24 protein-coding genes are annotated in these 22500 nt (G+C 67.0%); 11 read left to right on the top strand and 13 right to left on the bottom strand.

All coding sequences use genetic code 11. The features are described from left to right. Nucleotides 1-108: 108 nt before the first annotated feature. The gene (gene clpA, locus FHT19_RS14460; RefSeq protein ID WP_168555766.1) at nt 109-2466 is read right to left on the bottom strand and encodes an ATP-dependent Clp protease ATP-binding subunit ClpA; all 2358 of its coding nucleotides are present in this window, start codon (nt 2464-2466) and stop codon (nt 109-111) included. 239 nt (nt 2467-2705) lie between these two features. After that, nucleotides 2706-2969 carry a DUF1192 domain-containing protein gene (locus tag FHT19_RS14455; RefSeq protein WP_168555767.1) on the bottom strand — a complete coding sequence of 88 codons (264 nt, stop codon included), beginning with the start codon at nt 2967-2969 and terminating at the stop codon, nt 2706-2708. A gap of 100 nt (nt 2970-3069) precedes the next feature. On the opposite strand from FHT19_RS14455, the gene FHT19_RS14450 reads away from it, so the two are divergent. Together FHT19_RS14450 and FHT19_RS14445 are read left to right on the top strand one after the other, a co-directional pair. Continuing rightward, entirely contained in the window at nt 3070-4071 is a 1002-nt protein-coding gene (locus FHT19_RS14450) for an NAD(P)H-quinone oxidoreductase (RefSeq protein ID WP_169475673.1), read from the top strand. Nucleotides 4072-4230: 159 nt separating this feature from the next. Beyond that, nucleotides 4231-4941: a DUF1013 domain-containing protein gene (locus FHT19_RS14445; protein ID WP_168555769.1), complete on the top strand. Its 711-nt coding sequence runs from the start codon at nt 4231-4233 to the stop codon at nt 4939-4941. Between the two features lie 134 nt (nt 4942-5075). Here FHT19_RS14445 and FHT19_RS14440 read toward each other — a convergent pair whose 3' ends face one another. Beyond that, complete coding sequence (locus FHT19_RS14440; RefSeq protein ID WP_169475672.1) at nt 5076-5507, bottom strand: CBS domain-containing protein; 432 nt, start codon at nt 5505-5507, stop codon at nt 5076-5078. A 116-nt stretch (nt 5508-5623) separates the two neighbouring features. Here FHT19_RS14440 and FHT19_RS14435 point away from each other — a divergent pair, with 116 nt between their 5' ends. From FHT19_RS14435 to FHT19_RS14420, 4 genes are all read left to right on the top strand, one after another. Further along, the gene (locus FHT19_RS14435) at nt 5624-5923 is read left to right on the top strand and encodes a hypothetical protein (RefSeq protein WP_168555771.1); all 300 of its coding nucleotides are present in this window, start codon (nt 5624-5626) and stop codon (nt 5921-5923) included. A gap of 67 nt (nt 5924-5990) precedes the next feature. After that, nucleotides 5991-7136, top strand: coding sequence for a P1 family peptidase (locus FHT19_RS14430; protein ID WP_169475671.1), 1146 nt, complete (start codon nt 5991-5993; stop codon nt 7134-7136). A gap of 5 nt (nt 7137-7141) precedes the next feature. Then, nucleotides 7142-7321 carry a hypothetical protein gene (locus tag FHT19_RS14425; protein ID WP_168555773.1) on the top strand — a complete coding sequence of 60 codons (180 nt, stop codon included), beginning with the start codon at nt 7142-7144 and terminating at the stop codon, nt 7319-7321. Next, a complete protein-coding gene (locus FHT19_RS14420; protein ID WP_169475670.1) occupies nt 7318-8718 on the top strand; it encodes a sodium:solute symporter in 1401 nt (466 codons plus the stop codon). Before FHT19_RS14425 ends, FHT19_RS14420 begins: the two co-directional genes overlap by 4 nt. Nucleotides 8719-8826: 108 nt before the next feature. On the opposite strand, the gene FHT19_RS14415 is transcribed toward FHT19_RS14420, so the two are convergent. Genes FHT19_RS14415 through FHT19_RS14400 form a run of 4 tightly spaced genes read right to left on the bottom strand, consistent with a single transcriptional unit; the run spans nt 8827 to nt 11895 of the window. Next, nucleotides 8827-9207 (bottom strand): (2Fe-2S) ferredoxin domain-containing protein, encoded by a 381-nt coding sequence (locus FHT19_RS14415; protein ID WP_168555775.1) that lies wholly within the window; start codon nt 9205-9207, stop codon nt 8827-8829. Next, nucleotides 9207-9782, bottom strand: coding sequence for a DUF2497 domain-containing protein (locus tag FHT19_RS14410; RefSeq protein ID WP_169475669.1), 576 nt, complete (start codon nt 9780-9782; stop codon nt 9207-9209). Before FHT19_RS14410 ends, FHT19_RS14415 begins: the two co-directional genes overlap by 1 nt. 44 nt (nt 9783-9826) lie before the next feature. Further along, nucleotides 9827-11290, bottom strand: a complete 1464-nt coding sequence (locus tag FHT19_RS14405; protein WP_169475668.1) for a TolC family outer membrane protein — start codon at nt 11288-11290, stop codon at nt 9827-9829. A gap of 5 nt (nt 11291-11295) precedes the next feature. Beyond that, entirely contained in the window at nt 11296-11895 is a 600-nt protein-coding gene (locus FHT19_RS14400; RefSeq protein WP_246866060.1) for a protein-L-isoaspartate O-methyltransferase, read from the bottom strand. A gap of 168 nt (nt 11896-12063) precedes the next feature. On the opposite strand from FHT19_RS14400, the gene FHT19_RS14395 reads away from it, so the two are divergent. From FHT19_RS14395 to FHT19_RS14385, 3 genes are all read left to right on the top strand, one after another. Further along, the gene (locus tag FHT19_RS14395) at nt 12064-13587 is read left to right on the top strand and encodes a fumarate hydratase (protein ID WP_169475667.1); all 1524 of its coding nucleotides are present in this window, start codon (nt 12064-12066) and stop codon (nt 13585-13587) included. Between the two features lie 248 nt (nt 13588-13835). Further along, nucleotides 13836-15278, top strand: a complete 1443-nt coding sequence (locus FHT19_RS14390) for a histidine kinase (protein ID WP_248290476.1) — start codon at nt 13836-13838, stop codon at nt 15276-15278. Nucleotides 15279-15286: 8 nt separating this feature from the next. Next, nucleotides 15287-16048 carry a LytTR family DNA-binding domain-containing protein gene (locus tag FHT19_RS14385; RefSeq protein ID WP_169475665.1) on the top strand — a complete coding sequence of 254 codons (762 nt, stop codon included), beginning with the start codon at nt 15287-15289 and terminating at the stop codon, nt 16046-16048. Nucleotides 16049-16068: 20 nt separating this feature from the next. Here the strand turns inward: FHT19_RS14385 and FHT19_RS14380 are convergent, their stop codons facing one another. Continuing rightward, on the bottom strand, nt 16069-17067 hold the full coding sequence (locus FHT19_RS14380; protein ID WP_169475664.1) for an adenosine kinase: 999 nt from the start codon (nt 17065-17067) through the stop codon (nt 16069-16071). Between the two features lie 288 nt (nt 17068-17355). Here FHT19_RS14380 and FHT19_RS14375 point away from each other — a divergent pair, with 288 nt between their 5' ends. Continuing rightward, nucleotides 17356-17679 carry a hypothetical protein gene (locus FHT19_RS14375; protein WP_248290494.1) on the top strand — a complete coding sequence of 108 codons (324 nt, stop codon included), beginning with the start codon at nt 17356-17358 and terminating at the stop codon, nt 17677-17679. A 45-nt stretch (nt 17680-17724) separates the two neighbouring features. Here FHT19_RS14375 and FHT19_RS14370 read toward each other — a convergent pair whose 3' ends face one another. The 5 genes from FHT19_RS14370 to FHT19_RS14350 all read right to left on the bottom strand — a co-directional run bounded on the left by FHT19_RS14370 (nt 17725) and on the right by FHT19_RS14350 (nt 20756). Next, nucleotides 17725-18285 (bottom strand): DoxX family protein, encoded by a 561-nt coding sequence (locus FHT19_RS14370; protein ID WP_169475663.1) that lies wholly within the window; start codon nt 18283-18285, stop codon nt 17725-17727. A gap of 106 nt (nt 18286-18391) precedes the next feature. Further along, nucleotides 18392-18946, bottom strand: a complete 555-nt coding sequence (gene dcd, locus FHT19_RS14365) for a dCTP deaminase (RefSeq protein WP_168555783.1) — start codon at nt 18944-18946, stop codon at nt 18392-18394. A 33-nt stretch (nt 18947-18979) separates the two neighbouring features. Next, nucleotides 18980-19411, bottom strand: coding sequence for a cytidine deaminase (locus tag FHT19_RS14360; protein WP_211184928.1), 432 nt, complete (start codon nt 19409-19411; stop codon nt 18980-18982). A 14-nt stretch (nt 19412-19425) separates the two neighbouring features. Next, nucleotides 19426-20121, bottom strand: a complete 696-nt coding sequence (locus FHT19_RS14355; protein ID WP_169475661.1) for a glycoside hydrolase family 25 protein — start codon at nt 20119-20121, stop codon at nt 19426-19428. Nucleotides 20122-20273: 152 nt separating this feature from the next. Continuing rightward, entirely contained in the window at nt 20274-20756 is a 483-nt protein-coding gene (locus tag FHT19_RS14350) for a UPF0262 family protein (RefSeq protein WP_169475660.1), read from the bottom strand. Nucleotides 20757-20929: 173 nt separating this feature from the next. Between FHT19_RS14350 and FHT19_RS14345 the strand changes: the two genes are divergently transcribed. Further along, nucleotides 20930-22435 (top strand): replicative DNA helicase, encoded by a 1506-nt coding sequence (locus tag FHT19_RS14345; protein WP_168555787.1) that lies wholly within the window; start codon nt 20930-20932, stop codon nt 22433-22435. Nucleotides 22436-22500: the final 65 nt, after the last annotated feature.

Here is a 22500-nt window from a genome sequence, read left to right as displayed (position 1 = left end):
GTTCAACAGCCCATTTTGTCATCCCGGAACAAGTCCGGATGACGGAAGAGCAGGCACAAAAAAGGCGGGAGAGGCATCCCTCTCCCGCCCTTTTTGGTTGTTACACCATCAGGCCTCGTCGGCGTTGGGCTCGCTGGCTGCGTCGCTCGCCTTGCGCTTGCCGGCCTTCTTCTTGACCAGCTTGGGCGCGGCCGGGGTCAGTTCGAAGCTCAGCGCATCGTCCTTCAGGCTGACATGCACTTCCCCGCCATTGGCCAGCTTGCCGAACAGCAGCTCCTCGGCCAGCGGCTTCTTGACCTTTTCCTGGATCAGGCGCGCCATCGGCCGCGCGCCATAGAGTCGGTCATAGCCGCGCGTGGCCAGCCAGGCGCGGGCATCGCCGTCGAACTGGATGTGCACGTTCTGCTCGGCCAGCTGGAGTTCCAGCTGCAGCACGAACTTGTCGACCACGCGGCTGACAACTTCGGGCGGCAGGTAGCCGAACGGCACGATGGCATCCAGGCGGTTGCGGAATTCCGGCGTGAACAGGTTCTTCACCGCTTCGTCGCCCGCGTCCTGCTTGGACACATCGCCGAACCCGATGCCCTGCTTGGCCATGTCCGATGCGCCGGCATTGGTGGTCATGATCAGGACCACGTTGCGGAAATCCACCGTCTTGCCGTGGTGATCGGTCAGGCGCCCGTTGTCCATCACCTGCAGCAGGATGTTGAACAGGTCGGGGTGGGCCTTCTCGATCTCGTCCAGCAGCAGCACGCAATGCGGTTGCTGGTCGATGGCATCGGTCAGCAGACCGCCCTGGTCGAACCCGACATAGCCCGGAGGGGCACCGATCAGGCGGCTCACCGAATGGCGCTCCATATATTCCGACATGTCGAAGCGCTGCAGCGGAATGCCCATGATCTGGGCGAGGCTGCGCGCCACTTCGGTCTTGCCCACGCCGGTCGGGCCGGAGAACAGGAAGGAACCGATCGGTTTGTCCGGATCGCGCAGGCCCGCGCGGCTCAGCTTCATGGCGCTCGACAGCACTTCGATCGCCTTGTCCTGGCCAAACACCAGGCGCTTCAAGTCACGCTCCAGATGCTCCAGCACCTTCTTGTCGTCGCTGCTCACCGACTTGGGCGGGATGCGCGCCATCGTCGCGATCACCGCCTCGATCTCGCGCGCGGTGATGGTCTTCTTGCGCTTGGACGGCGGCACCAGCATCTGCATCGCGCCCACTTCGTCGATCACGTCGATCGCCTTGTCGGGCAGCTTGCGGTCGTTGATATAGCGCGCGGAAAGCTCCACCGCGGTCTTGATCGCCTCGGGCGTGTACTTGACCTTGTGGTGCTCCTCGAACGCCGTGCGCAGGCCTTTGAGGATCTTGATCGTGTCTTCCACGGTGGGTTCGTTCACGTCGATCTTCTGGAACCGGCGCAGCAGGGCGCGGTCCTTTTCGAAGTGGTTGCGGAACTCCTTGTAGGTGGTCGAACCGATGCAGCGGATCGTCCCGCCCGAAAGCGCGGGCTTCAGGAGGTTCGAGGCGTCCATCGCCCCGCCGCTGGTCGCGCCGGCGCCGATCACGGTGTGGATCTCGTCGATGAACAGGATCGCGTGCGGCATCTTTTCCAGTTCGGACACGACCTGCTTGAGGCGTTCCTCGAAATCGCCGCGATAGCGCGTGCCGGCCAGCAGGCTGCCCATGTCGAGCGAATAGATCACCGCCTTGGCCAGCACCTCGGGCACTTCGCCTTCCACGATCTTGCGCGCCAGGCCTTCGGCGATGGCGGTCTTGCCCACGCCCGGATCGCCCACATAAAGCGGGTTGTTCTTGGAGCGGCGGCACAGGATCTGGATCGTGCGGTCCACTTCGGGGCCACGCCCGATCAGCGGATCGACCTTGCCCGAAAGCGCCTTGTCGTTGAGGTTGACGCAGAACTGGTCGAGCGCGGAATCCTTCTTGTTGCCGCCCTTGGCCTCGGCCTTTTCTTCCTGCTTGGGGGTTTCTTCCTCGCTCGGCTTGGCCGTGCTGGAATTGACCTGGCGGCCGCCCTTGCCAATGCCGTGGCTGATATAGCTCACGGCATCCAAGCGGCTCATGTCCTGCTGCTGCAGGAAATAGACGGCATAGGAATCGCGCTCGGAAAACAGCGCAACCAGCACGTTGGCCCCGGTCACGGTGTCCTTGCCCGAAGACTGGACATGCAGGATCGCGCGCTGGATCACGCGCTGGAACCCGGCGGTGGGCTGGGGATCGGCCTTTTCCGCGGTCTTGAGGGATTGGTATTCCTGGTCGAGGTACTGGCGTACCACGTCGCCCAGATCGCCAAGATCCACGCCGCAGGCCTGCATCACCTGCGCCGCGTCTGCATCGTCGATCAGGGCAAGCAGGAGATGTTCGAGCGTCGCGTATTCATGACTGCGCTCCGAGGCATTGGCCAGGGCGCTGTGCAACGTCTTTTCGAGGCTCTGGGCGAAACTGGGCATAGGCTCGCTTTCTGGGGCTCACTCTTGGCCATGACGGAAGTATTCCGCCACGGGATGGTTCCCTTGCGGGAGAAAAGCACGGGGTTGGTTAACCGCCGCCGAACCAGGTTGGGCGGTCGCCACGGATGCTTCAATCGATGGTTTGCGCAACCGCTTGCCAAAACCGGCAAACGGACGCGTTCCTGGGGGCTGAACAGCTATATGGGGATGCCGCCCCGCAAGGTGAAGGGCGGCGGCGCTCATCGTCCAGTTTCGCCGGAAGGGGGCGGGCCGGAAGGAGGCGGGCCAGAAGGAGCAAGGGCGGGACGGGAAGTACCGAACAGGGCCTCTGCCGCGGCGCGGGTGCGCCCCGCGGTTTCACGATGGCGCGCCGTCCGGGCGATCTCGGCTTCAAGCAGGGCGATGCGCGCGCTCAACTCGTCCACCGAAAGCGAATCGAGTGGTTCGGCGGCCAGTTGCCCGGCCAGGTCGCCCTTGCGGCGCGGAAGGTCATCTGCGTCCATCGCACTGCACAATGTTGGACGGCAAACGCTTGCTGTCAACCTGTCCCATGGCTAGAGCGACGCTCTTATAGGCAAATGACGTCAAAACATGGGGCAGCAGATGCTGGAACTTCCGGTGACGATGACGGCAGTGGGGTTTGACGGGCATGGCGGGCCGGAGGTGCTCCGCCCCGAAACGCTGCCCGTGCCGCGCCCGGGCCCGGGGCAGGTGCTGGTCAAGGTGGCCTATGCCGGCGTCAACCGCCCCGATGTGATCCAGCGCCAGGGTTCCTATCCGCCGCCGCCCGGCGCCTCGCCCATTCCCGGCCTCGAAATCGCCGGCCAGGTGGTGGCGCTCGGTGAAGGCGTGACCATCCCCTTGCTCGGCCAGAATGTCTGCGCGCTGGTTTCGGGCGGTGGCTATGCGCAATATTGCCTGGCAGAGGCCGGGCATTGCCTGCCCGTGCCCGAATCCCTGCCGCTCGATCAGGCTGCGGCCCTGCCCGAAACGCTGTTCACCGTGTGGCACAACGTGTTCGAACGCGGCTGGGCCTGCGAGGGCGAGACGATCCTGGTCCACGGCGGCACCAGCGGGATCGGCAGCATGGCGATCATGCTGGGCAAGCTGTTCGGGCTCACCGTGATCGTCACCTGCGGGGGCGCGGAAAAGTGCCAGGCCGCGCTGGCGATCGGCGCCACCCACGCGATCGACTACAAGGCCAGCGATTTTGTCGAAGAAGTCAAGGCAATCACTGGCGGCCAAGGCGTCAACCTGGTGCTCGACATGGTCGCTGGCGACTATGTGGCGCGCAACCTGCAATGCCTGGCACCCGATGGCCGCCACGTGACCATCGCGGTGCAGGGCGGGGTCAAGGCGCAGATCAACATGGCGCAAGTCATGACCCGGCGCCTCACGCTCACCGGGTCCACCCTGCGGGCACGGTCCGTCACGTTCAAGGCGCTGCTTGCCGGAGAGATCCTGGAAACGGTCTGGCCGTTGGTGGGCGAGGGCAAGCTGCGCCCGATCATGGACCAGGCCTTTCCGCTCGATCAGGCCGCTGCTGCCCACGCGCGGATGGAAGCGGGCCACCACATCGGCAAGATCGTGCTGAAAATGCCCTGATTCGGGCGCAAATACGGTGCCTGCGCGGATTGCTCTTGCCGTTTGGGCCATGCTCGCTTACATCTTCTCAGGCAAGTGGCCGCTCCGTGAAGGGGCGGCCCTTATTGTTTCCGCGCCACTCACACAGCCAATCGCGCACGAAAAAAAGAGGACCATGCCGTGAGCAACCAGCCCACGTATCCGCTGATGCCGCATGCCACTGCTTCGTGGCTTGTCGACAATACGGCACTGACGTTCGAACAGATTGCCGAGTTCTGCGGGCTGCATATCCTTGAAGTGCAGGCCATGGCCGACGATCTGGCCGGCGCCAAGTACACGGGCCGCAACCCGCTGCATTCGGGCGAACTGAGCCAGAGCGAAATCGATCGCGGGCAAGAGCATCCCGAATACCGCCTCAAGATGCAGCGCGCACCGCTGGCCGTCAGCCGCACCAAGGGCCCGCGCTATACGCCGGTGTCCAAGCGCCAGGACAAGCCCGACGGCATCGCCTGGATCCTGCGCCACCACCCGGAAATTTCCGACGCGCAGATCGGCAAGCTGATCGGCACCACGCGCACCACCATCGCCGCGATTCGCGATCGCAGCCACTGGAACATCGCCAATATCAATCCCAAGGACCCGGTGACCCTGGGCCTGTGCTCGCAGCGCGAGCTGGACATGCTGGTAAGCAAGGCGTCCAAGCGCGCCGGCGTGCCGGCCGAGGACGAAGGCGCCGTGACCGATCGCCTGGGTTCGGATCGCGACGCCCTGATCGAGGAGCTGCGCGCCCAGCGCGAGGCCCAGTCCAAGGCCGCTTCGGAAGCCGCCCAGCACGCCGAAGCCATGGCCTGGCTCGAAGCGCGCCGCGCCGAAGGCATCTCCGACAGCTAAGTCCCAAGCCCCTCTTCCCCCCTCTCGCCTGCGGGAGGGGCCTGGAAGGGCACGTCGGGAAAAAGGGCCGGGCCAATACGCCCTCCCCAAGCCCCTCCCGCAAGCGGGAGGGGTTTTTCATGCCCAAAGCCCGCTCAGGCGGACTGGATATAGACCCGCATCGCGTCGGCTTCGGCCTCGATCCGGTCGATCCGGTATTTCACCAGGTCGCCGATCGAGATGAAGCCCACCATGCGCCCGTCTTCCAGCACGGGCAGGTGGCGGAACCGGCGCCGGGTCATCAAGGCCAGGGCCTCCATCACCGATGTCTCGGGCGTGACGGTCACCACCGGGGCCGTCATCACCGCGCTCACCGGCAGGCGCAGCGCATCTTCGCTGTGCGCCGTCAGCGCGCGAATCACGTCGCGTTCGGAAAAGATCCCGGCAACGGCACTGTCGCCGTCGTGGACCGGCAGGGCACCGATTCTGTGCCGGCTGAGAATCTCGACGGCATCGGCCACCGTGTCTTGCGAATGGACAGACCAGACTTCGCCGGAACGTCCGGCCATCAACCGTGCAATGGTCATCGGTTGTCTCCTCTTCCCCTTGGGGCAGTTGGTCCCGCCTCCACCTACAATCATGCCACGTTCCGGTTGCGCGGCAAGGGCCTTCCTGTAGGCATGGCTGCTTGGGAGAAATGACGATGGCCAACCGGTCTCCTCTGGATGACCCATACACCGCGGCGCATGCCTGGGCGCGCTATCGCTGGTTGATGCGCTGGATGGGCCTGGCCACGCTGGTGGTCATCGTGGCGGTCGATGCCTGGCTCTATGCGGGCCTGGGCCTTGTCTCGATCCACCTTTATATCGCCACTTCGCTGGGGGTGGGGATCACGATGATGCTGATGGCCGCGCTGATGGGCCTGGTGTTCCTGTCCAGCGGCACGGGCCACGATGAAAGCATCGAGGACCGGCTCGACAGCTCGCACTGGGACGACACCTGAAAATCACCTTGCCGCGCGGCGGCCCACGCGGCAACTGGACGCATTCTGTCCAGCCCGGAGTGCCCCGATGAACCGCCGCCAAGTGCTTGCTTCCACGGGAATCGCCGCGCCGCTGGCGCTCGGCGGCGCAAGGGCGGTGGCCGCCGGCCCCCGGTCCAGCCAGCCTGTGCCCAGCGGCCAGGGCGGCCGCACCGGCCCGCGCAACCTGATCACCGATGTGGCCGGTATCACCGTGGGCTGCGCGCACGATGCCGCCGTGCGCACCGGCACCACGGTGATCCTGGCCGACAAGCTCAGCACCGCCGCGATCGACGTGCGCGGCGGCGGCCCCGGCACGCGGGAAAGCGATGCCCTGGAAAGCCACAACCTGGTCCATGCCTGCAACGCCGTGGTGCTTTCGGGCGGATCGTCGTGGGGCTTGGCGGCGGCCGATGGCGTGGCGGCGCACCTGGGCGCGCGGGGCATCGGCTATGGCGGACTGGCCAGCCAGGGCGTGCCGGTCTCGCCGATCGTGCCGGCCGCGATTCTCTATGACCTGGGCAATGGCGGCAACAAGCGCTGGGGCACCGAGCCGCCCTATCGCGACCTGGGCATTGCCGCGCTGGCGGCCGCCGGCCCCGAATTCGCGCTGGGCACCGCCGGGGCGGGCTATGGCGCCACGGCCGGAGCGCTCAAGGGCGGGTTGGGGTCTGCCTCCACGCTCACCCACGATGGCGTCACCGTGGGCGCGATCGTCGCGGTCAATGCGCTGGGGTCCACGCTGGTGCCCGGCACGCACCATTTCTGGGCAGGCGCCTTTGAAATGGGCGATGAATTCGGCGGCCTGGGCCCGATTGCGGCGCGCGTGGGGCCCGAACAATGGGGCGGCACCAAGCTGCCCGCCCCGCGCGAAAACACCACCATCGCCTGCGTCGCCACCGATCTCGATCTGACGGCAGACGAGATGAAGCGCGTGGCGATCATGGCCCAGGACGGCCTGGCGCGGGCGATTCGCCCTGTGCACACGCCGTTCGATGGCGATGTCGTGTTCGCGCTGTGCACCGGGCGGATCGCCGTGTCGGGCCCGCGCGACCTGGCCGTGCTGACTGTGGGGGCCGTGGCCGCCGATACCCTGGCCCGCGCCATTGCGCGCGGGGTGCATGCGGCCAGCGCGCCGGCCGGCTGGGCCGTGCCCACCTGGTCTGCCCTAGCGTCCACCCAGCCGCAAAAGTGAAGGCGATGGCGCGCGCGCTGCTCACCTTGGCGGTGCCGGTGGCGCTGGTCCTGCTGGCGGTGCTGGCCGTGCCGCATGGGCCGGGCGTATTCCTGGGCATCGGCGCGCGCATCTGGGCGCTGTTTGCCTGCGCGCCGCTGACCAGCGCCTGGCTGTGGTGGCGCCAACGGGGCGTGCTGCCATGATCGCGGCGTTCCTGGCCGTGATGGCGCTGTCGCTGGCCGTTGCCCTGTGGGCGCGGCGGGGGGCGGCCCATGCCGCCGGCCCGCGCGCGTTCTTCGTGGCTGGCGGGCAACTGGGTGCAATCCTGTTCTTTTTCCTCAGCGTGGGGGAAACCTATTCGATCGCCACGATGCTGGGCTTTCCCGGCGGGGTCTATGCCGGGGGCGAAGGCTTCGTGGTGTGGTTCTTCGGCTATATCCTGCTCGCCGCGCCGGTGCTGGCGGTGCTCGGCCCGTGGATCTGGCGGGCGGGCAACCTTTATGGCGCCGTCACCATTCCCGATTTCTTCGCCGCCCATTTCGGCAGCCGCCTGCTCGAACGCGTGATTGCGGTGGGGGCGATGGCGCTGCTGCTGCCGATCGGCACGATGCAGTTTGCCGGCATCCGCCTGGTGCTGGGCGCGCTGGCGCCGGCGGCATCCATGCCGCTGTTGCTGGCCGGCGCGGGCCTTGTCACTTTTGCCTATGTCGCGCTGGCCGGCTTGCGGGCGGCGGCGTTCGTGGCAGTGCTCAAAGATGCGCTGATGCTCGGCACGATCCTGCTGGTCGGCGCTTTGGCGCTGGTGCACTGGCCGGCGCTTCAGGGGCCGGCAGGGCCGGCGCCGCAGGTGGCCGCGGCCCCGCAAGTGCCGGTGGGCTTGCCCTTTGCGCTCAGCACCATTGCGGTTCAGGCGCTGGGCTTTGCCATGATCCCGCAGAACTGGGCGTTCCTGTTCGCCGCGCGTGGCCCCCAAGCCATTGCCCGCGCCCAGGCCGCCGCGCCGCTTTATATGGTGATGTTTCCGCTGCTGATGGCCGTGGCCGTGTTCGTGCGACAGATCGGGCTGCCGCTCGACAAGCCCGATTTCGTGTTCCTGGCCGCCGCGCAGCATCTCCTGCCCGGCTGGGCCATGGGCGTGGTCATGGCGGCGGTGGTGCTGGCCGGCCTCGTCATTCTTTCCAGCGTGTGCCTGGCCATCGCCCCGCTGATCACGCGCAATCTGGTGCCCGGCCTGGATGGCGCGGCGCAGCAGGGCTGGGCCAAGGCCATCACCGCGCTGTTCATCGCGCTGTCTGCCGCCGGCGCGCTGGCCCAGGTGCCGCTGCTCGCCACGCTCAACACCGTGTTCTATTTCGGCATCGTCCAGACCCTGCCCGGCTTCCTGGCGGCGCTGTGGACCGGCCGCGCCGGCGCGCGCGGCGTCATCGCCGGCATCGCCGTTGCAGCGGTGTTCATCCTTGCTGCGCGCTTTGCCGGCTGGAGCCTGGGCGGGATCAATCCCGGCCTGATCGGCCTTTTCCTCAACGCCCTGGTCCTCGCGCTCTGCACTTGGGCTTGGCCGCGCCGTGATGGGCAGAGCGTGCTCGCCTTGCTGCGATAGCGCGCGCGGGGGCTTCGACAGGCGCAGCCTGAACGGATTTCAGCACCAGGGGCTGAGCCATTCCCCGTTCGCCCTGTGCTTGTCGAATGGCGCCTGCGACGCCCTCGATCAGGAACCGGGCGGGTTTAGGCGGTATTCCGCCACCGGCACGCCGCCGATCACGTGTTCCTGGATAATCCGTTCCAGCACCGGCGGGGTGCAGGAATGATACCAGACCCCTTCGGGATAGACCACGGCCACCGGCCCTGCCGCACACACGCGCAGGCAGCCCACCTTGCTGCGCAGCACGCCTTGCCCGCCGCCCAGCTTGAGTTCGCCCAACCGCTTCTTGAGGAAAGACCAGGCTGCGTCGCTTTCCTTGTGCGAACAGCATTTGTCCTTGTCGGAATCGGCGCAGATGAAGATGTGCCGCTGCGTGGCAAAGCCGCCCAGCTTGGCCAGCGTGCCTTCTGCTTCGGCAATGTCTTTCGCGCGCGTCTTTTCGCCCATCAGCCGCGCTTGCCGGCAATGCGGGCGATTTCGGCGGCGACCATCTTTTCCACCATCACCGGCAGGTTGCGTTCCAGCCATTGCGCCAGCATCGGGCGCAGCATGTCGCGCACCATGCCTTCCAGCGAGGTTTCGCCCGACCGCACGATCTGCGGCTGGGCGCCGGGCTGGGCCAGCATGGCCAGCGCCGCCAGCGAATCGCGCATCGATGCGGCCGCTTCCTGCGGCACCAGCGCTTCCTCGTCGTCCTCGCCGACCGGCGCTTCGGCTTCGGCCGCCGGCTTGCGATACTCGCCCATGATCTGCGCGGCCACGTCGGTCAGGTCCAGCACGTCGGCCGGGCTGGCGGCGCGGTTCATCGCGATCGCGGGATTGGCGGCAGCGCGCGGGGCTGCGGCGCCTTCGCGCCCGGCCTGGGCCTGAAGCGCGGGGGCAATGGCGGCAGCCGCCGCCGCGGCAGACATCGGCGCACGCGGGGCCTGCGCGGCTGGTGCCTCGCCCCGCGTGTCACGGGCGATCACCTTCTTGATCGATTCGAGAATTTCCTCGACCGAAGGTTCACCGGCCTGACGCATTCTAATCCCCCAAGTTCTGCAATACGTTGCCGCAAACCGCCCGGTCAGGGCAGCGGCTGATCCGGGATTGTCGCATCCTGGGCAGGGGTGTCAACCGTGGCGGTTGCGTGCGCCGTGGGCTGCGGATCGCTGTCCCAGTCCCAGATGCGGTTGTGCACGCGTTCATAGTTCGCCTGCGGATCATAGAGCGTGCCGCCGTCCAGCCCGAGATCCTTGGCCTGGGCCTTGCCCATCGCCGAAAGCAGGGCAAAGCCGGCCACGTATTCGTTGCGCTTTGCCGTCACCAGTTGCACCTGGGCGTTGAGCAATTCCTGCTCGGCGTCGAGGATGTTGAGGATCGTGCGGTTGCCTACGGTGTTTTCCGCGCGCACGCCTTCAAGGCTCAGCGCCGCGGCATCCACTGCCGTCTGGTTGAGCGCGATCACTTCCTTGGCCGCCAGCCAGGCTGACCAGGCCGATCGCACCGTGGCGATCACCGCACGCTCGGTGCCGATTTCCTGCTCCATCGTCGCGCCTTGCGAGGCTTGGGCCTGGCGCACGCGGGCTGCCGGGGCGCCGCCCTGGAACAGCGGGATCGAGGCGGTCAGGCCCGCCACCATGTTGCGATAGGAATTGGGCACGCCGGGCAGATAACTGCTCAGGTAATTGGTGCTGTTGGTCGATGCACTGGCCGAAACGGTGGGGAGGCGGCTGGCGCCGGCCACTTTCACGTCATAGCCGGCTGCCTTGCTGGCCTCGCGCGCGGCGATCAGGTCGGGGTTGTTGTCCAGCGCATAGTCCACCGCGTCTTCCACGCTGGCGGGCATGCCCACCAGCGGCGGCGGCGCTTCCAGCGTGCCGGGCACATGGCCGATGACCCGCACATAGGTTTCGCGGCTGGCCACCAGGTTGGCTTCGGCCGAACGCAGGCTGGCCCGCGCCAGCGCCAGGCGCGAGCGCGACTGCGCCACGTCGGTGCGGGTCACGTCGCCGATTTCGAACCGGTCGCTGGTGGCCTGAAGGTTGACTTCCAGAACCTGCACGTTGTTCTTCTGCAGGCCCACGATCGCGGCGTCGCGGATCACGTCCATGTACGACGTCACCGTGCTGGTGAACACGCTCGATTCGGTGCCGCGCAGGCTGGCGCGGCCCGCATCCACCCGTGTTTCGGCGGCGCGAATGCCGTATTTTACCGCCCCGCCGCGATAGAGCGGCAGGCCGGCAGTGGCGCCCAGGCCCACCACCCGGTCGGGATAGCTCGTGGAAAAGTAAGAGCCGCCCTTGTCGACATATTCGTTGTAGCTGACGCTGCCCGAAAGCGAGGGCAGGGCCGAGGCGCGGGCGATCGGCACGTTTTCGTCGGTGGCGCGCAAGTTGTCGCGCGCCGCCTGCAGATCCGGGTTGGTCTGATAGGCCGCCGTGAGCGCGCTGCGCAGATCATCCGCCCGGGCCGGGGCACCGTGCGTGGCGAGCATTGCCGCCAGGCAGGTTCCGGCCGCTGCCGCGCGCCACCGGCTCCGCTCGGTCATGGGTTTCAGAAGCTCCAGCCCTTGGGGGCGGCAAATTCGGGCAGCACGGCAAAGTCGGCATCGCCCAGTGCGGCCAGGACCACCTGGCCGGCGGTCTTGCGGCCCAGCGCCAGCCGCGTCACGCGGCGTTCGACCAGGCCGGTCACCAGGCGGCCATCGTCGGCCACGGCGGCTTCCAGTGCCGGCGTCGTCTGCTCGATCGCACCGTCGACCAGGACCAGCGCGAACTGGCCCAGCGCGGCCAGGTCGTCGGCCGGGCTTGCCACGGTGACCACCAGGCCCAGTTCGCGCAGCAGCGCGGCCAGATAGGTGCCGGGCTTGCCCACCACCAGCGCGCGTTCACCGGCAACGGGAACCGCGGCGATCAGCATCTGCCCGTGGGTGAGCGCGGGGGCCAGCACGGTGCCATCGCCCAGAGGCACGGCGCGGTCCATATAGGCCACGGGGCGGCGATCCGCCGGCACGAAATCCTCGCGCGGCACGGCGGCAAAGGCGGCCAGCACGGCCGGATCGTTCACGCCGCTCACGCGCAGCTGGCTTTCGATCATGGCCTTGCGCTCGCGCACCATTCCCGTCTCTGCTGCCTCAGCTACTGCCACGCTCATCGGTGTTCCTCATCAAGTTCCGGGTGCGTGGGCCGGCCTTCGCAAGCGCACACGCCATGGGTTGCCAGCGTCTCTAGAATATTGCCCGCCTTGCGCCAAGCGTCTTGCATGCTGTTGATCGGCGCGTAAGGGACATTGGCAGAATGCTGTAGCAGGAGCGAAATTGCGATGGCGGAAATGGTGACGATCCGGGAAGCGGATCTGGTCGAAAGCGTGGCCGATGCGCTGCAATACATCAGCTACTTCCACCCGATGGATTACATCCGCGCTTTGGGCGACGCTTACGAGGCCGAACAGGGCCCCGCCGCCAAGGATGCCATCGCCCAGATCCTGACCAACAGCCGCATGTGCGCCGAAGGTCACCGGCCGATCTGCCAGGACACCGGCATCGTCAACGTGTTCATCGAATGGGGCCAGGATTGCCGCCTGGAATCCGACAAGTCCCTGCAGGACGTGGTCGATGAAGGCGTGCGCCGCGCCTATCTCAATGCCGATAACAAGCTGCGCGCCTCGGTCCTGGCCGATCCGGCGTTCACCCGCCGCAACACGCGCGACAACACGCCCTGCGTGCTCCACGTCGAGATGGTCAAGGGCAACACGATCACGGTCGATGTCGCGGCCAAGGGCGGTGGCAGCGAGAACAAGTCCAAGTTCAAGATGATGAATCCCAGCGATTCGATCGTCGACTGGGTGCTGGAAATGCTGCCGCAGATGGGCGCCGGCTGGTGCCCGCCGGGTATGCTGGGCATCGGTATCGGCGGCACGGCCGAACACTGCGTGCTGCTGGCCAAGAAAGCCCTGATGGAGCCGATCGACATGGCCCAGCTCAAGCTGCGCGGGCCCCAGACCGATATCGAGCGCCTGCGCATCGAAATCTTCGACAAGGTCAACGCGCTGGGCATCGGCGCGCAAGGCCTGGGCGGGCTTTCCACCATCCTCGACGTCAAGATCATGGATGCGCCGTGCCACGCCGCGGGCAAGCCGGTGGCGATGATCCCCAACTGCGCCGCCACCCGCCACGCGCATTTCACCCTCGATGGCAGCGGCCCCAGCTATCTCGAACGGCCCAAGCTCGACGAATGGCCGCAGGTGCACTGGGCGCCCGACGCGGCGGCCAAGCGCGTCAACCTCGACACGCTGACGGCCGAGGAAGTCCAAAGCTGGAAGCAGGGCGATCGCCTGTTGCTCAACGGCAAGATGCTCACCGGCCGCGACGCCGCGCACAAGCGCATCCAGGACATGCTGGCCAAGGGCGAGGAACTGCCGGTCGAATTCAAGGGCCGCGTAATCTATTACGTCGGCCCGGTCGATCCGGTGCGCGACGAAGTGGTCGGCCCGGCCGGCCCGACCACCGCCACGCGCATGGACAAGTTCATGGACATGATGCTCGACCAGGGCCTGCTCGCCTGCGTCGGCAAGGCCGAACGCGGCCCGGCGGCCACGCAGTCGATCGCCAACCACAAGTCGGCCTATCTCATGGCCGTGGGTGGCGCAGCCTACCTTGTCGCCCGCGCGATCAAGGAAGCCAAGGTCGTCGGTTTCGAAGATCTGGGCATGGAAGCGATCTATGAATTCACCGTGGAAGACATGCCGGTGACGGTCGCCGTCGATAGCGAAGGGCAGAACGTGCACCAGCTCGCCCCGCTGGTGTGGAAGAAGAAAATCGCCGACGAAGGCCTGCTGCCGGCTTGAGGTTTGCAGTCTTGTGCTAGGCTTCGCACCACCCCCAAACCCCCTCCTCTAAAGAGGATGGGGCTTTGAAATCAGTACCTTGACTCCCCCTCCTCTTCAGAGGAGGGGGCCGGGGGGTGGTGGAACCCTTCAGCAACGCCAGGTTCGACCAACCGCCCACCCATCTCGACCGCCGCACTGGCTTCCGGCCCGGGCCTCGCCTACCAAACGCCATGGCCTCTCACGCGCGGACCGATCCGACTTCGACATTGCAAGACACTCCGCCCGGCATCGGTCACGTCGGGGCGCGCCAGGTCGTGCTCTCGGCCACCGCGCTGTGGCTGTGCTATTTCGTGCTGGTGTCGATCCGCTGGGCGCTGGTTGGCCCGCCGGAAACCGACCTTTCGGTGTGGATCGAGTTGCTCTGGCGCCGCGCGCTGGTGACCATTGCCGGGATTGCCGTCACCGTGCTGGTCTGGCCGGTGCTGCGCCGCTGGGATCATTGCCGGCTGGGCGCGCGCGTGGCCCTGGCGCTGGTGATCATGCTGCCGGCCGCCCTGCTGCTGGCGGTGATCAACCAGCAGGCTTTCGCCCCGCTCGAAGCGCGCTGGGACAAGGAAGCGCAGGCGCAAGCGGGGCAGGCAGACCAGACCGCCGTGCGCAACGACGTGGCCCAGCGCAACACCGGCGGCAACATGCTGATCGACGTGGCGCCGCCCATGCCTTCCACGCCCGCCATGCCGCCCGCGCCGCCAGAGCCGCCCGCCACCGGCCAGCTCCCCGCCGCGCCCGCAGAGCCGGCCGCACCGGCACCGCCGCATGCCAACGCCGATGGCGACAGGGTCAGCGTGCGCCATCATGCCGACGGCACGACCGAGATCACGGCGCCCGGCGTCCACATCGTCACCCGCGATGCCGCCAATGCGGCCAACACCGCCAAGGAGATCAACCAGGACGAAGGTTGGCAGGAACTGACCGACATCGCGCTCGGCCGCTATTTCCTGTTGATCGCCTGGGCGGCGCTTTATCTGGCGCTGGGAAATGCCGAGCAGCGCCGCGCCGCCGAATGGCGCGAAGGCGAATATCGCCGCGCGGCCAAGGCGGCAGAGCTGCGCAGCTTGCGCTACCAGGTCAACCCGCACTTCCTGTTCAACACGCTCAATTCGCTCTCGGCGCTGGTCATGGTGGGCCGCGCCGAAGAAGCCGAGCGGATGATCCAGACCATTTCCAGCTTCTATCGCCACAGCCTGGCCGCCGATCCCACGGCCGATGTCACCCTGGCCGACGAGATCGCGCTGCAACGCCATTACCTGGCGATCGAGGGCGTGCGCTTTCCCGAACGGCTGCGCGTGGAATTCGATGTGCCCGATGATGTGGCACAGGCCTGCGTACCGGGCATGATTCTCCAGCCGCTGGTGGAAAACTCGATCAAATACGCCGTTTCGGCCACCACCCGCCCGGTCACCATCAGCATCCGCGCGCGCATGTCGGGCGGCCTTTTGGTGCTGACCGTGGCGGATGATGGCCCTGGTCTCGATGGGCATGGAGCCGAGCCGGCCGGTATTCCCGCCGGTGGCACCGGCATCGGCCTGGCCAACGTGCGCAGCCGCCTGGCCGCCCGCTTTGGCGCGCAGGCGCGGGTGGAAAGCGCGCCCCTGCCGGCCGGCGGCTATGCTACGGTGTTGACCTTGCCAATCATTTCCAATCTCTAGAGGCCTTGATGCGCACCCTGATCGTGGACGACGAACCCCTGGCCATCGAACGCATGCAGATCCTGTGCGCGCGCATCCCCGCGTTGCAGATCGTGGGCACGGCGGCCGATGGCGCGGCGGCGCTGCGCCTGGTGGAGGCGCTTGCGCCGCAGCTCGTGCTGCTCGACATGACGATGCCCGAACTGGATGGCCTGGGCGTGGCCCGCGCGCTGGGCCGGCAAAACCCCAAGCCGATGGTGATCTTCGTCACCGCGCATGATCATTTCGCGGTCGAGGCGTTCGATTGCGATGCGGTGGACTATGTGCTCAAGCCGGTGGCGCAGGATCGCCTCGAACGGGCGGTGGAGCGTGCTGTGGCCCGCCATGCCGCCGCTTCGTCCGATCTGGCGCCGGTTCCCGCGTCCACGCCCGCGCTGGCCCCCTCGGCCAGCCCGTCGCAGTGGATCGAGGAATTCTGGGTGCCGCACCGCAGCGAACTGGTGCGCGTGGCCGCCGGCGATATCGACCGCATCGATGCCGAGCGCGACTATGTGCGCCTGCACGTGGGCCAGCGCAGCTACCTGATGCTGCACACCATCCAGCGGCTGGAAGACCGGCTGGACCCGGCGCGCTTCATCCGCCTGCACCGCTCCACCATCGTGCGCCGTGATCGCATCCAGGGCTTGCGCCACGATGGCCTGGGCGTGTGGTCGGCCGAACTGGCCGATGGCACGTTGCAGCGCATCGGCCGCACTTATCTGGCCAAGGCCAAGGCGATGGCGGGGCGCTGATACGCAGCGCCCCGCATTGCTTAGGCCAGGCCGGTCAGCGCCTTGAGATCGGCTTCGGGCCGCGCACCATAGTGCGAGATCACCTCGGCCGCGCAGATCGCGCCCAGCGTCAGGCTTTCGCTGAGCGACAGGCCGCGCACGTGGCCGTGAAGGAAACCGGCAGCAAACAAGTCGCCCGCACCGGTCGTATCTACCACCTTGGCGATCGGCTGGGCCGGGACATGGGCTTCATCGGTGCCATGGCGGGCATGGGCGCCCAGTTCGCCACGCGTGACCACCAGGGTGGGGACGTTGGAAAGCGCGGCCATGCCATCGTGGAAATCGGCCTTGCCGGTCAGGGCGGCGAGTTCGTGTTCGTTGGCGAACAGGATGTCGATCATCCCGTCGGCGATCAGCGCGCGGAAATCGTCGCCGTGACGCGAAATCACGAAGGCGTCCGACAGGGTGAAGGCCACTTGCGTGCCGGCGGCGCGGGCGGCGGCAATCGCCTTGCGCATCGCGGCGCGCGGCTCTTCCGGGTCCCACAGATAGCCTTCGAGATAGAGCACGCGGGAGGCCGCGATCAGCGTTTCGTCGAGCGCTGCGGCGGGCAGGAACTGCGAGGCGCCCAGGAACGTGTTCATCGTGCGCTGGCCATCGGGCGTCACGAAGATCAGGCACTGCGCCGTCGGCGGATCGCCGGCCCGTGCGGCGGTGTCGAAGGCGATCTTGCCGGCGCGAATGTCGTGGGCAAAGACGCGGCCGAACTGGTCGTCGGCGACCTGGCCGATGAACGCGCACGAAGCGCCAAGCGCGGCCAGGCCGGCCAGCGTGTTGGCGGCCGATCCGCCCGAGATTTCGCGGGCAGGGCCCATCGCGGCATAGAGCGCGGCGGCGCGGTCTGCGTCCACCAGCGTCATGCCCCCCTTGGCCAGGCCCAGCCGGGCGATCTCGTCGTCGGTGGCGGGGGCCATAACGTCGACAATGGCATTGCCGATGGCGATGACGTCAAAACGGTGGTCGGCAGCAGTTTCGGCCATGGTCTCTTTCGCAACGAAATGGGGAAGCAGTCACCCTGCCGCCTACCCGCAGCATCGGCCGGCCGCAAGGCCGCTTGCGGCCGCTTGCATCGCCACGCCGGGCACGCCATCAACGCAGCCATGCTGCGCTCTGCCCCGATGCTCGCCCCTGCCCGATCCGGTTTCGGCGTTTCCCGCCCGTCCCGACGCGAAGGAGCCTGGCGTGGCCTGGCCCTTGCCGCCTTTGGTGCAGCGCTGGTGGCGGGCTGCAGTGGCGCCGTGCCCAGCGGCCCCAAGGCGCCTTCGCGGCTGCCACCGCCCAAGCGGCCACCGGCCCATCTGCCTGCGCCACAGCCGCGCCCGGCGCCTACGATCCAGGTCGCGCCTGGCCTGCAAGGCGTGATCGGCGCTGACGGCGATGCGCTCGTGCGGCAGTTCGGCCCGCCGCGGCTGGACATCAAGGAAGAAGATGCACGCAAGCTGCAATGGAGCGGCGCGGCCTGCATTCTCGATGTCTACCTCTATCCGCCGCAAGGCGGGGGTCGCCCCACCGCGACGTATGTCGATGCGCGGCGCGGCGACGGGCGAGAGGTGGACCGGGCCGCCTGCATCGCTGCGCTCAAGCGGCCCTAGCTTGGCGGGCCGGTGCCGCCGGGGAGGACGGCACCGGTCAACGGCTTAGATCTGCCACCAGCGACGGCGGGCGACGGCCACGGTGCCGGTGGGATTGCCATCGACATCGGTAACCGTTTCCACGCGGGTCACGGGCGTTCCTGCCACCGTGGTTTCCGAAAGCGCTTCGGCCCGGCCTTCCGCACGCGCGGCGCGCATTTCGGCGTCGCGTGCCACGCTTTCGCGATCGCGGCGGGCGCGCAGGCCGTCATAGCTCCACGCCACCTGGCGATGGGCAAACAGCGCCAGCAGGCCCCCGGCAATCGCCAGGTTCTTCAGCGCTTCGACCACCTGGGTGTGATCGAGCAGGTTATGGTGGAAGAACAGGATGGTGAGCAGCGTGAAGCCGGCGAGCAGCACTGCAAAAAGCCGCGTGGCCACGCCAAACGCGAGCGCCAGGCCTCCGACCAGTTCGAACAGGCCGGCCGGCAGCGCCAGATCGGGCGACAGGCCAACGCCGGCCAGGGCAACCTGGGCGCTGCTCAGGTCAAACAGCTTTCCCAGGCCAGAGATGATGAAAAGAAGCGATAGCAGGATGCGCCCTGCCAGGGCCGCGATCGTGTTCATGGGCGTACCTTTCCAAACCGTTGTCCGCCCCCGTCCTCAGACGAGGAATATGCGGCAACAATGGTGGCAAGGCCGGTTAGGTTCCGTGTTGCCCGGAATGGCCGCCTCAAAGACGCGGCAGGGTCACCCCGCGCTGGCCCATGTATTTGCCGGCGCGATCGGCATAGCTGACCTCGCAAGGTTCGTTCCCTTGCAGGAACAGGAACTGGCACGCGCCTTCGTTGGCATAGATGCGCGCAGGCAGCGGCGTGGTGTTGGAAAATTCCAGAGTGACGTGGCCTTCCCAGCCCGGTTCGAGCGGCGTGACGTTCACGATGATGCCGCAGCGGGCATAGGTGGATTTGCCCAGGCAGATCACCAGCACGTCGCGCGGCACGCGGAAATATTCCACCGTGCGGGCCAGGGCGAACGAGTTGGGCGGGATCACGCACACGTCAGTCTGCCGATCGACGAACGAATTGCTCGCGAAATCCTTGGGATCGACGATCGCCGAATCCACGTTGGTGAAAATCTTGAACTCGTCGGCCACGCGCGCGTCATAGCCATAGGACGAGAGGCCATAGCTGATGCAGCCATCGCGGCGCTGGTTTTCCACGAAAGGCTCGATCATGCCTTCGGTGAGTGCCTTGTTGCGAATCCACTTGTCGGAAAGAATGGACAAGGCTGGTCCTTTGCGTGTGCGGATGAAAAGCGGTCAGCCGAGATAGGCCGGGCCGAACGCGCGCGGTAGCAGGAATGACAGCCGCTCTTCAACCACGACGCCATCGCCCCCGGCGCTCAGCACCAGCGGATCGGTGCCGCCCAGTGCGGCCTGTTCGTGCAGCACCTGGCGGCAGCGGCCGCATGGCGTGATCGGATCGCCGTCCACGCCTTCGGGCCCGCCGGCCACCGCCACGGCAATCAGCCCGCCGCGCTGGCCGGCATGGGCCGCGTTGGCACAAGCCACGGTTTCGGCACATAGCGAAAGGCCATAGCTGGCGTTTTCCACGTTGCACCCGGTCACCACGCTGCCATCGTCGAACAGCAGCGCCGCGCCCACGGTGAACCGCGAATAGGGGGCATAGGCGGTGTCGCGCGCGGCGCGCGCCTTGGCGATCAGCGCGGCGCGGGTGGCTTCATCAGGCATCGTCTTCACATCCATCAAGGTTGCACCACCACCCAGCGCAGCGGGCCGGGCGCGGCCTTGCCGTGGTAGCGATCGGTGGCGGTCCACATCACGAAGGGGCGGCCGGCATAGCCGGGCTCGATATAGTCCTGCCGTACCCAGATGTTGCGGTCGATCACCGCCGCCAGGTGATAGCGGCTTTCGATCCCGCGCGAGAGCATCAGGATGGCCGGCTTGCCGCTGTGCATTTCCACCTGGTTGAGGAAGGTGGTCAGCTCGCTTTGCAGTGCCGCCTCGGTTGGCGGGGTGGGGCAAGAGCGCGAATCGATATCGAGCGCCACGGCCGGCGGCAGCAGGGCATCGTCGCGCGGCACCATCGTCACGAAATTGGCGGCCTGGGCATCGCCTGGCGCGCACAGGTCATAAACATGCACCGCGCCCACTTGCAGCCCGGCGGCGCGTGCCTGGTCCAGGCTGTCGGTAAAGGCTTCGTCGCGGCGCTGCGGGCCCTCGCTGGCCGTCAGATAGGCAAAATCGGCGCCATCGCCCTTGAGCAGGCGCCAATCGACCGGTGCATCGTGGACATCGGCCCAGGCGCCCTGGACCGCAAAGCGCTGGCGATCGGGCCGCCACACCCGCGATTGCCACCACAGCAGGCCCGCGCCGATCAGCGCCGCCAGCAGCAATGCCGCCAGCGCGCGCCGCCACGCCGTATTCCTGCGCTTTGCCATGAAAGAGATTCGCCCCAAGCCTTGCTGTGCAAGCGCGGCCCATAGGGCATGGGGGACATGACGTCAAAATGCGCGCGAACCCCAGATCCGCCCTCTGCTTGCGGGGGGAGGTGGCGGCCGAAGGCCGTCGGAGGGGGCTTTTGCTCCCGCCCCTATCCCCGGATTTGCAGCACGCAGATCAGCGTGAACAGGCGGCGCGCGGTGGCGAAATCGGTTTCCACCTTGCCGTCCAGGCGCTCCAGCAGCAGCTCTGCCGCTTCGTTGTGCACGCCGCGCCGGGCCATGTCGATCGTCTCGATCTCTTGCGCGGTGGCACGGCGAATCGCCTGGTAATAGCTGTCGCAGATGGCGAAATATTCGCGGATCGGGCGGCGGAACCGCCCGAGGCCCAGCACCACGCTTTCCAGCAGCGCGCCGCCTTCATCGGCGATGTCGAGGGTCAGGCGCCCATCGTGCACCGACAGGCGCAGGCGATAGGGTCCTTCATGGCCGGCGGCGCAGGCGCGCAGCGGACGAAACGTGTTTTCCTCGATCAGGTCGAAGATCGCGACGCGGCGTTCCTGCTCCACATCGGCGTTGCGCCAGACGATCGTCGCTTCGTCCAGCTCGATATGCGAGATGCGCGGGTCCGCCATAAGGAGGCGATAGTTGCAACATGCGAAGGCGCGCAGCAAGCGCCTTGCCGCCTTGTGGCGTCCTACCTTTGGGTCAGGACGGGGCAATCCGTCCACAGGCTGTGGAAAACGGCTGGACGGGCGAGCCGCATCGGCGCCTTGCCACACCCCGGGGCTTGGTTCATTTTGATGTCATGTCCGCCAGCGAAGCCATTCTCGCGCGTCCGGCCAGCGAGGTCCGTGCGCTTCCCGCCAATGTCGAGGCAGAGGCTGCCTTTCTCGGCGCCGTTCTGATCGACAACCGCATCCTGGAGGAAATGACCGTGCCCTTGCGGCCCGATCATTTCTTTGCCCCCGTGCATGGCCGCGTGTTCGAACGCATCCTGGCGCTCATCGACCGCAAGGCGATCGTCACGCCCGTCACGCTCAAGCCCTATTTCGAAAGCGACGAGGAGCTGAAAGAGCTGGGCGGCACCGCCTATCTCGCGCGGTTGACCGGCGATGGGCAGGGCCTGTTGGCGCCGCGCGAACTGGCCCAGCAGATCTATGACCTGGCCCTGCTGCGCGAGTTGATCAGCGTGGGGCGCAACCTGGTCGAAGGCGCGATGGACACCAGCGAGACGGTGGAGCCGCTCAAACAGGTGGAACAGGCCGAAGCCGCGCTGTTTTCCGTGGCCGAAGGCGCGCAGACCGGCAACGAGGCGCAGACGTTCGGCCAGGCCACCCGCGCCAGCCTGGAAATGATCGAGAAGGCGCTGCTATCGGGCGGCCATATCTCGGGCAAGACCACCGGCCTTACCTCGGTCAACGAAAAGATCGGCGGCCTGCACGATTCGGACTTGATCATCCTGGCCGGGCGTCCGGGCATGGGCAAGACATCGCTCGTCACCAACATCGCGTTCAACGCCGCCGACCGGCTGCGCGACGACATGGCGCGCGGCATCCCGGTCAAGGATTCGGTGGGCGCCGCCGTGGCGTTCTTCAGCCTGGAAATGAGCGCGGACCAGCTGGCCACGCGTATCCTGGCCGAACAATCGGGCATCAGTTCCGAATCGCTGCGCATGGGCCGCATCAGCCGCGAGGATTTCCAGCAGCTGTCGTTCGCCAGCCAGCGCCTGGCCGAACTGCCGCTCTATATCGATGACACGCCCGGCCTGTCGATCGGTGCGCTGCGCACCCGCGCCCGCCGGTTGAAGCGGCGGCACGATATCGGGCTGATCGTGGTCGACTATCTCCAGCTGCTCTCGGGCTCGGGCCGGTCCGACAACCGCGTCAACGAAATCTCGGAAATCTCGCGCGGCCTCAAGACCCTGGCCAAGGAACTCTCGGTTCCGGTGATCGCCCTGTCGCAGCTGTCGCGCGCGGTGGAACAGCGTGACGACAAGCGGCCGATGCTCTCGGACTTGCGCGAATCGGGCTCGATCGAGCAGGACGCCGACATGGTCTGGTTCGTCTTCCGCGAAGACTATTACGTCGCCTCGCGCGAGCCCAAGCGCCCGGTGGAAAGCGACGACGCCAAGACCCACGAGGCCCACGCCGCCTGGGCCGCGGAAATGGAGCGCGTGTTCGGCCTGGCCGAACTGATCGTGGCCAAGCAGCGCCACGGCTCTACCGGGAAAGTGCGCCTGCGCTTCGAAGCGCGGATCACGCGATTCAGCGATTTGGCGCCCGACCAGATGATGCACGACATGGACGATTGACGCCGGCGCAAGCCGGCACACTCGGTTAGAAACGCCGCCGCATTTTACACTTGCGACGAATTGCA

Source organism: Novosphingobium sp. SG919, assembly GCF_012932495.1.
Taxonomy (GTDB): Bacteria; Pseudomonadota; Alphaproteobacteria; order Sphingomonadales; family Sphingomonadaceae; genus Novosphingobium; species Novosphingobium rhizosphaerae.
The sequence above is the reverse complement of the archived record's forward strand: the minus strand, read 5'-3'. Positions and strand labels throughout refer to the sequence as shown.